Origin of the sequence: Izhakiella australiensis, from assembly GCF_002006995.1 — a bacterium.
Taxonomy (GTDB): domain Bacteria; phylum Pseudomonadota; class Gammaproteobacteria; order Enterobacterales; family Enterobacteriaceae; genus Izhakiella; species Izhakiella australiensis.
Genome location: NZ_MRUL01000039.1, coordinates 1 through 8,271, shown reverse-complemented (window position 1 = coordinate 8,271; position 8,271 = coordinate 1). Strand labels below are relative to the sequence as shown.

At 41.3% G+C, this 8,271-nt stretch carries 13 protein-coding genes; 9 read left to right on the top strand and 4 right to left on the bottom strand.

Annotated elements, in window-relative coordinates:
- Window positions 1-88: 88 nt before the first annotated feature.
- The 4 genes from BTJ39_RS23640 to BTJ39_RS23625 all read right to left on the bottom strand — a co-directional run bounded on the left by BTJ39_RS23640 (window position 89) and on the right by BTJ39_RS23625 (window position 1,619).
- Window positions 89-568: a hypothetical protein gene (locus BTJ39_RS23640; RefSeq protein WP_078005116.1), complete on the bottom strand. Its 480-nt coding sequence runs from the start codon at window positions 566-568 to the stop codon at window positions 89-91.
- The gene (locus BTJ39_RS23635) at window positions 568-843 is read right to left on the bottom strand and encodes an ECs_2282 family putative zinc-binding protein (protein ID WP_078005115.1); all 276 of its coding nucleotides are present in this window, start codon (window positions 841-843) and stop codon (window positions 568-570) included. Before BTJ39_RS23635 ends, BTJ39_RS23640 begins: the two co-directional genes overlap by 1 nt.
- A 28-nt stretch (window positions 844-871) precedes the next feature.
- Entirely contained in the window at window positions 872-1,294 is a 423-nt protein-coding gene (locus tag BTJ39_RS23630) for a hypothetical protein (RefSeq protein ID WP_078005114.1), read from the bottom strand.
- A gap of 109 nt (window positions 1,295-1,403) precedes the next feature.
- The gene (locus BTJ39_RS23625) at window positions 1,404-1,619 is read right to left on the bottom strand and encodes a hypothetical protein (protein WP_046359129.1); all 216 of its coding nucleotides are present in this window, start codon (window positions 1,617-1,619) and stop codon (window positions 1,404-1,406) included.
- A 143-nt stretch (window positions 1,620-1,762) separates the two neighbouring features.
- Between BTJ39_RS23625 and BTJ39_RS23620 the strand changes: the two genes are divergently transcribed.
- The 9 genes from BTJ39_RS23620 (at window position 1,763) to BTJ39_RS23580 (ending at window position 8,100) form a co-directional block, all read left to right on the top strand.
- A complete protein-coding gene (locus tag BTJ39_RS23620; RefSeq protein ID WP_078005117.1) occupies window positions 1,763-2,878 on the top strand; it encodes a phage/plasmid replication domain-containing protein in 1,116 nt (371 codons plus the stop codon).
- A gap of 12 nt (window positions 2,879-2,890) precedes the next feature.
- On the top strand, window positions 2,891-3,169 hold the full coding sequence (locus BTJ39_RS23615; RefSeq protein ID WP_046359128.1) for a single-stranded DNA-binding protein: 279 nt from the start codon (window positions 2,891-2,893) through the stop codon (window positions 3,167-3,169).
- 9 nt (window positions 3,170-3,178) lie between these two features.
- The gene (locus tag BTJ39_RS25510; RefSeq protein WP_046359127.1) at window positions 3,179-3,265 is read left to right on the top strand and encodes a tail virion protein G7P-2; all 87 of its coding nucleotides are present in this window, start codon (window positions 3,179-3,181) and stop codon (window positions 3,263-3,265) included.
- Between the two features lie 124 nt (window positions 3,266-3,389).
- The gene (locus BTJ39_RS23605) at window positions 3,390-3,629 is read left to right on the top strand and encodes a major coat protein (RefSeq protein WP_046359125.1); all 240 of its coding nucleotides are present in this window, start codon (window positions 3,390-3,392) and stop codon (window positions 3,627-3,629) included.
- A 47-nt stretch (window positions 3,630-3,676) separates the two neighbouring features.
- Window positions 3,677-4,936: an attachment protein gene (locus tag BTJ39_RS23600; RefSeq protein ID WP_078005113.1), complete on the top strand. Its 1,260-nt coding sequence runs from the start codon at window positions 3,677-3,679 to the stop codon at window positions 4,934-4,936.
- Window positions 4,936-5,277, top strand: coding sequence for a DUF5455 family protein (locus BTJ39_RS23595; protein WP_078005112.1), 342 nt, complete (start codon window positions 4,936-4,938; stop codon window positions 5,275-5,277). Before BTJ39_RS23600 ends, BTJ39_RS23595 begins: the two co-directional genes overlap by 1 nt.
- Window positions 5,278-6,372: a zonular occludens toxin domain-containing protein gene (locus tag BTJ39_RS23590; RefSeq protein WP_078005111.1), complete on the top strand. Its 1,095-nt coding sequence runs from the start codon at window positions 5,278-5,280 to the stop codon at window positions 6,370-6,372.
- Between the two features lie 7 nt (window positions 6,373-6,379).
- Window positions 6,380-7,645 (top strand): secretin N-terminal domain-containing protein, encoded by a 1,266-nt coding sequence (locus BTJ39_RS23585; protein WP_078005110.1) that lies wholly within the window; start codon window positions 6,380-6,382, stop codon window positions 7,643-7,645.
- A gap of 257 nt (window positions 7,646-7,902) precedes the next feature.
- Window positions 7,903-8,100, top strand: coding sequence for a hypothetical protein (locus BTJ39_RS23580; RefSeq protein ID WP_372338141.1), 198 nt, complete (start codon window positions 7,903-7,905; stop codon window positions 8,098-8,100).
- The last annotated feature ends 171 nt before the right edge of the window (window positions 8,101-8,271 follow it).

The window sequence follows — 8,271 nt, the reverse complement described above, 5'->3', positions numbered from 1 at the left end:
ATAATGTCGACGCATTATGTTGAAAAGGCCGCTGCGAAAATATCTCCCGCAGCGGCCTCTTTAGCATAATGTCATTGTGCGAACCAATTTATATTGAGACGAAAAATTCCTCTTCGTTCCTTCTCTTATAATTGTCATCCCAGATGAGTTTTAATCTGTATTTACTTTTACTTTCAAAACTCATGCAGGCAATTATTTCGATTCCATGTTGTGGGTGCAACACTTCATATGGGAATTTATCTGCCACATCACGCATGACAAGATATTCATCACCGTCATTGTCTGGAAATTGAATCTCTATGCTTCTGGCTTCAATTTTCCCTCTATTGAATATCTTAAGCCTGTAGTTATTTTTTGATATCTTAACAAGACGAGCACCAAGTTCAGCCTTCATTTCATTTATTGCCGAATTTGTTTCTTTCTGAAGAAGCAACTTACGTAGCCTATCTTGTTCATCCTTCATAACCCGCTGTTCAGAATCACTTTTTTTTGACTTCAGCTCGGAGCGCACTTGGCAGGCAATTGTTACCAGAAGGGCTAATGATGCAATGATATCGCTTGTTGTCATCACTTTATCCTTATGTTTTTATTCCCTTTAAATGCATTTTTAAGCATGTCGTTAAACTGCTTTTGTATATCTTTAGTTAATTCTTGTTTTATTTCATCCACATGCGCTTCGATTGCAGCACCATTTTCTTGAGTTAATTCGTCTTTAGTCAATTCCTTTCCGCACCCTGTACATTTTACAATTTCAGACTCATCAGAGTATTCCATTTCCGTATTACCGCAGACAGGGCATAACAAGGTGATATTTCTGTTGTATTTTTCAGGGTTTAGTTTCATTACGTTTTCCTTCTATAAAATGTATTGCTTACCAATAATATGAATTTCTTCTATGCCACCAATAAAGCAGCCCATATCCCACAATAAGAATCCCGAAGAACATCAGAGACATTCCCCAACCAGTTCCGTACCACGAAACCATATCATCGAAAACCAATCCGCCAACGTCACGAACTCCAGCAGCTTCTTTAAGGATCGGTTTGAAAACCGGAATCAAAAGGGCAATTGCCAATGGCGCTCCCCAGCGAACAAGGCCAGTTTCCATTTTGATCCCGAAGAAGATCCCGGCTCCTACTGCAAGAATCCAGACAATCAGGCTTGGGGCCGTTTCCAGAGCCGTTTGCCATCCAACATCGAATGTTTTCATCAGCCATCCTATAACCGCCAAAAGAAAAACAGCCACACCAATGAAAACCAGCTCTACACCATTTGTTTCGTTACTCCTACTCATCTCTTTCATCCCTTTTTTTGCATAGAAATTTTAGCCGCTAAAATTCTTCACATCGCCGCGAAGCGGTTCGGGGTTCTGTGACACCCGAACTTTGGTATGGATTCCCATACTACCGATGATGCATTGTCATGATTTCCCGCTCGACTCGTGCTCTCTCGGTAAGCTCTTCTGCGGCTTCTTTTGCATAATCATCAATCAGATGATTAACGATGTCTGTCCATGAGATCTGTGATCCAGCCTTCTGACTGGCATCTATCGCCATCCTCTCCAGCTTCATCTTCCGCTCAGCAGTGATGGCCATTGTTGTTCTTTTAGGTTTTTGCATTTGTTCACCTGGATCATAGAAGGTCATTTGTATGTGAGTATACATGCGTACCAAACACCCATGCAGTTATGCTTGCATACATGCATTCACATGGGGTATTATTTTTTTACGGCATACATGCATACATGCATAGGGGTTCTTGGGTGTTTTACGACTGGCTCTCGATTGAACAGGATTTTGGTTATCAGCTCCCTATTCTTGGTGATGTTGCATATCAGCGCATTCACCTTGAAACGGGTGAGGGTAGCTCACTTTCCCAGCCAGTATTTCAGCATAAGGGTTCATTTTGCGATGTTGTCTCAGTCTCTATAAGAGGCTCGGTACTTAAGATTACGGGCAATCCTTCACGCTGGAACAGACTTGATAACCTTTTTGGTCTGACTTCTGTTGATGCTTGTGTCGCCGTTTATAACAGCATCCTCTTTGATTTGGGCTTACCGCCTTTTACAAAATGTACAAAAACTTTTTTTAGCCAAACTAAAGAGAATGAAAAAGTAACGCTTATTTCTGATGGTGCAATTATTCGTGAGCTACATATCACCTCAAATAAATCCACTGGAAAAGGCAATGAGGATGAATATATATCAGGCTTATCAACGCAACCTTATAGAAATAGTGTTCCTAGACTTCATAGCAATGGTAAGTCAGTTGATTGGCTGTCTAAAAAGGGTAATGTTAACTTAATATACCCGACTGTTTATAATAAAGGGCATGAACTTGCATTACATTCCCTGACTAAAATAAAAAATAAATTTGGCTCTGATTCAGAGCAAGTGAAGCATATTAATAAAGTAATTGAATATTGCGAAGAAAATGGAATCGTTCGTTTTGAACAAAAATTAAAATCACGTTATTTGCAGAAAAATAATCTTTTGTTTTGGGGGCTATCTGATTACTCCATATTAAACGAGTTACATAATACATTTTTGAATTTAGATGAAAAACTATCGGTGAATGCTATGGACTTTGAAACTATAAGCGAACATTTAATCTCACAGGGTATTGTTGATACGGTAAGAGCGGCTAATACAACTTCTATGTATGCCATTCAATGGTTTCATGGTCACTCTTTCGATTTTTCAAAGTCCGCTGTAAAGACTCATCGAGCAAGGCTTAGAAGAATTGGTATCGATATTGCGCAGCGCTGCAATGTAGCTAAGTTTTCACCTGTTATCACCAGAGAAGTCAGAGAAATTAAAGTTAAAGATTGTGTTATTCCATCATGGTATTTGAAGCCATCACATTTAAAAGTTGCTTAATGGAGATATGTAATGATTAAAATTGAAATTAAACCATCACAAGCTGTAGCCGACACTCGTAGCGGTGTATCTAAAACAACTGGCAAAGCTTATACGATCTCTGAGCAATCAGCGTATATTTTCCTTGGTGGTGACTATCCACAGATGTTCAAGATTAATCTTGAGAACGGACAGCCTCCATATCCGGCAGGGCTTTACTCTCTTCATGAGTCCAGTATTTATGTAGGTGACTTTCAAAAACTAAGAGTCGGAAAAATAGTACTTGTCCCTTATCAAGATTCATCTAAGTAGATTATTAATATGGATGAATTAATCCAGATTCTTATAGCGTCCGGTATTGTCATTTCTTTTGGGCTAGGAGCAATAACGGCGGGGGTACTTCGCTAATGTATATTGCCTATTTCTTTGGGGCTTATGCCTTTGGCTTAGCCCTTTTCTATGCGGTCGGTTCATTTAAATCATTAACTGACCGTCTAATGTAGTTATCTATGTAATCAATGGAGTTATTTTTATGAAAATCTTATCTACCGTAAAATCAAAAATCGCTGTTGCTTCAACTGCACTTTTTGTTTCTGCAAGCTGTTTCGCAGCGGGTGAAGGTGCATCTACTGATTATGCAGGGCAGGCTATGGACTCTCTGTTAACTCAGGCTAACGATCTTATTGCTAAAGTCTGGCCTGTTGTAGTCGCTGTTGTCGGAGCTGGTCTGGCTATCCGTCTTTTCAAAAAGTTCTCCTCAAAAGCTGTTTAATATCTATCAGGGGCACTTGTTGCCCCTACAAATTAAAGCGGGCTATTATGAAAAGGGAAATATTATTTCTTTCCGCTCTTTGTTTACCTTCATTTTCACATGCTGACTCATGGGAAAGTGTTTCTAAATCTACCTATCAAAGCTCTGCATATTCAGAAAGCAAGCAAATAGTAAATCAGGATGGTACTAAAACCACTGTATATTATATTGATGCCGCTATGCAGTCCTCAGCTTGTCAGGGTGCTAAAGACAGTGCTAAAAGTGTGTTTGAACAGGTTAAAGTAACCTATCAGGGCGTCTGGCCTGATTCTGAATTTCGTCTCGTTACTGCTGATGCTTGTACTTATAATGGTTCTCCCGGCCAACAAGATAAATTCTGGTCTTTAGCTGCTTATATCGTTGGCGATATTCAGCGCACTGTTCCCGATGAAAAACCTTCCGAACCTACGCCAGAAGAAATTTGTGAAGCAAAACCACCTGAAAATGGTGTGTTTAATAATGTCTATTCTGATTCTGGTGATCGTTATATTTATTATAATGGCTGCGAGTACGAAGCCACTGGCGTTATTGTTTGCCAGAGTGATGGATCTGTTTGTGCTGCAACGTGGAAGCCAACCGGAACAGTAGCGGACCCTTCCGATAAACCTTCTTCTCCTGCTGGCGATGGCGATGGCGATGGCGGTGACACCGGAGGAGGTGATACGGGTGGTGGCGACACTGGAGGGGGCGATACAGGCGGCGGCGGTAATTCAGGTGGCGGTTCTGGCGGTGGTAATGGTTCAAATCTTACCAAAGGTGACATTCAGTCAGCTATCGAGGGCGCTTCGCCTAAAGTCGCCAGTGAAATTCATGACAAGCTAACGGAAAAAGATACCTCGTCTGATGATAAAAAAACGGCTGATGAACAGACTAAAAATAATATAAATCGTCTTGGTGACTCTATAAATAATCTTACCCGCGGTGCTGGGCGTTTTGCTGACCCTTCCGGCGGCGACTCCCGTTATGGAAAGGGTGACTCTGAATTAGACAGTGCTTCAAATTTGGCAGGATCTGAATTAGGAATAGCTAAAGACTCTCATGGGGCATTATGGGAAGCATTTTTAAATAAAGGTGCGATGCTTCCTAATTTACCTAATGGTAATGGTTGTTCTGACTTTATTATTTTCCCCGGAGAAGTTTATCAAATTGATATCGAATGCGATAAATTACTGTCTATTAAAGATGCGCTTTCATGGATTTTTTATTGCCTTACATTCTGGTATGTATTTACGTCTTTAACTTCATTACTTCGTAAAGGGGGTGAGTAATGCCTTTCTTATTGGGTATTCCAGCACTGTTGCGTTTTATTATTGGCCTTGTTCCTTTATTGATTGGCTATGTGGCGAGTTTTCTTGCTCGCCTTGCTACTAAAACAGGGTTGATTGCTTTTGCACTGGTTGCATTAATTACAACTACTGTGACGCTCTTAATGCAATATCTTGCCGAGGTTATGTACAACGGTCTTCCTGCTGATTTTTCCCATTTAATGGCATCTGTATTACCTGACCATTTTCAGGCTTGCGTTAATGTCATTATGGTTACTCGTATTAGTGTTTTCGTCTTCGACTTAAAACAAAAATTCCTTGATTATGCGAATAGGGTTATATAAATGGCGGTTCATGTTGTAACAGGTAAATTAGGCTCAGGTAAAACACTGGTCAGCGTGTCCAGAATACAGGAAAGATTAGCTAAGGGCTGTCCTGTTGCCACTAATTTAGACCTTAAATTACATAATATGCCGATGGTAGGTCGCTATGCAAAAAAAACGCGCGTCATTCGCATCCCTGATAAACCATCGTTAAATGATTTATTGGTTATTGGGACGGGCAATACTTCTTATGATGAATCCTGTAATGGTCTTTTAGTGCTTGATGAATGTGGCACTTGGTTTAATTCCCGTTCATGGGGCGATAAGGACAGACAGCCTGTTATTGACTGGTTTTTACATGCCCGTAAATTAGGCTGGGATATCATATTTCTGATTCAGGATATTTCCATCATGGATAAACAGGCGCGATTAGCCCTTGCTGAACATGTTGTTTATTGCCGACGATCAGATAAATTAAATATACCTGTTATTGGCTCTCTTATGAATCTGCTTTCAGGTGCACGGTTTTCCTTACCAAAGGTACATTTTGGCATTGTTAAATATGGTGACAATGTAAATTCAATTACTGTTGATAAATGGATATATACCGGAAAATCCCTTTATTCCGCTTATAATACCAAGCAGACTTTTACAGATAATTACCCTTTTGGTGCTTACTCATATCTTCCTCCTTTTATCACTCATGGTCAGTTTTCTGTTAACAGAGGTTTTAAATATTATATGCGCCTGACGAAAATTTATTTTCGCAAATCTAATCGATTAATATTAATGCTTTCGTTTCTGGTATTGGGGCTTGGGATTGGCTTCTGGCTACAATCCGGAAAGAATGCTAATGAAATTTCGGCTATTAAATCTGCTCGAGCTGAACAGGCGAGGGCGGTAACGCCTGATAGTGCCAGTGATTTACCGAGGCTTTCTATTAACTCTTTCTCTCAGCTCGGTTTTGATGTTTCCGTTACGTTTGTTGATGCTAAGGGCATGAAATACCAGTATTTTGATTTAATCAAAGATGGTTATTCCGTTGATATTAAAGATGCCTGCCGAATTGTTATCAGAAAAGGCCGTTATTTACAGACCGTCACCTGTCAGGAGTAATATTATAATGCGCTCACTTTTTATTGCTTTTTTATTTGCTTGTTCATTTTGCGTTTCTGCTGAAACCGTTAATCTCAATAATTCATCTGTTCGTTCGTTTGTGCAATGGTATTCATCAAAAACGGGTAAGCCCGTCATAGTTAATCCTGATGTTAAAGGAGCCGTGACAGTTTTTAATGCGGATGTTAATCCGACCAATATTGATGAATTTTTTAAATCGGTACTAAATGCCAACGGTTTTGTGATGCTTTCAGGTAATCCAGTTGTGGTATCTTTGCCGTCTAAACTACCGTCACAGATGGCGGCTGAATCTGATGATACAGATAATCAGCTTTATGATGCCTGGCAATCCGAGTCATCCTCTCAACCCGTTTCTGTGGCTTTTACCGTCAGAAATTTTAAGCTGACAAAAGTACGATCGTCTGATGTTCAGCAACTGGTAAAAATTTACCTCGATTCTAATGGCGGTGGTAATGTCGTCGACTATCCCGGCAACAATTCGCTTATCGTTTCTGCACCTGACGAGTTGCTGCCAGTTCTGACTGATTTTATCAATTCGGTAGACGTTGCTCGCGATCAGGTTTTAATTCAGTCGCTGATGTTTGAAACCAGCTTATCCGATGGTGTTGATTTGTCGTTTGCTGCCGGTTCTGCATCCGGGCATAAGGTAGCAGGGGGCTTTAATACTTCGGCGTTGGGTAGTGCATTGTCGACGGCGGGAGGCTCTTTTGGCATTTTTGATGGTAACGTACTGGCCTTATCCTTGCGTGCGGTACAGAGTAACTCCCGCTCTAAGGTGATTTCGACGCCCCGAATTCTTACCCAGTCTGGCCAGACCGGGTACATTTCTGTTGGTAAAAATGTACCCTTTATCACAGGCAAGGTTACGGGTGAATCTGCTGGGGTAAATAATCCATTCCAGACTATCGAACGTCATGATGTTGGCGTGTCTCTAAAGGTGACGCCTGTTGTTATGGGGAACGGTCAGCTTGTTCTTACGATTGATACCCGTGCCGACTCAATTAGCAATGATGAACAGGCATCCGATATTATTACTAATCAGCGACAGATACAGACTACCGTTCAGATTAAGGACGGTCAGACGCTGTTACTGGGTGGCCTGATTGATACGTCATCCAGTAATGCCGACCGTTCGGTGCCATTTATCAGCAAAATCCCACTTATCGGCTGGCTTTTCACGAGTAAGGCTGACAGTACAGAGCAGCGTATCATGTATGTTTTGCTGACCGCTCATATCATTCGCGCGCTGTAATGGATTGCGGGATGGGTGCGTAAGCCCCGTCCCGTAAGCCATGAAGTGCGGGTTATGCTAATTCTTTATGAATCAGGGGCGGATAACTTAACGTGCTTTTTAGCTGCTAAAATTTCGTGCGCACGAAATCTTTTCAATCATAACGCCGGTCAGTGTCAAAACTCGTTTTGGTACTGTCCGGGGTTGGCCAAGCCGAACAGTTTTCATTTCTGGCGTTATAGCTGATTCGGCGCGGCAGCATTCATCGGGGCTTGTTCATGACAAAATTTACCACGCATCAGGAGCTGAAAAAAAGCTTATTAGACGATCCAGCGTTCCGTGCTGCTTATGAAGCTGAGAGCGATAACCCTGAATCGGATTACCAGATTGTCCGGCATCTTATTGATGGTAATGAAGAAATTGTGTTTGATTCGCGTCTATCAGGTACAGATTTACCAACGATAAAGGGCGAGTGATGGGATGAACAAGCCTGAGTGGTGAAGTCAGGCCGTTCATTTACTGCATTTGATTCTGGTTCGTCTGGAGAAACGGGTAACGTAGAATCATCATCGATAGTAGTCAGTTGACGACCAGTGTCAACGAATCGCGGCACATTTCATCTACATGCGCATTGGTGCGCATAATGT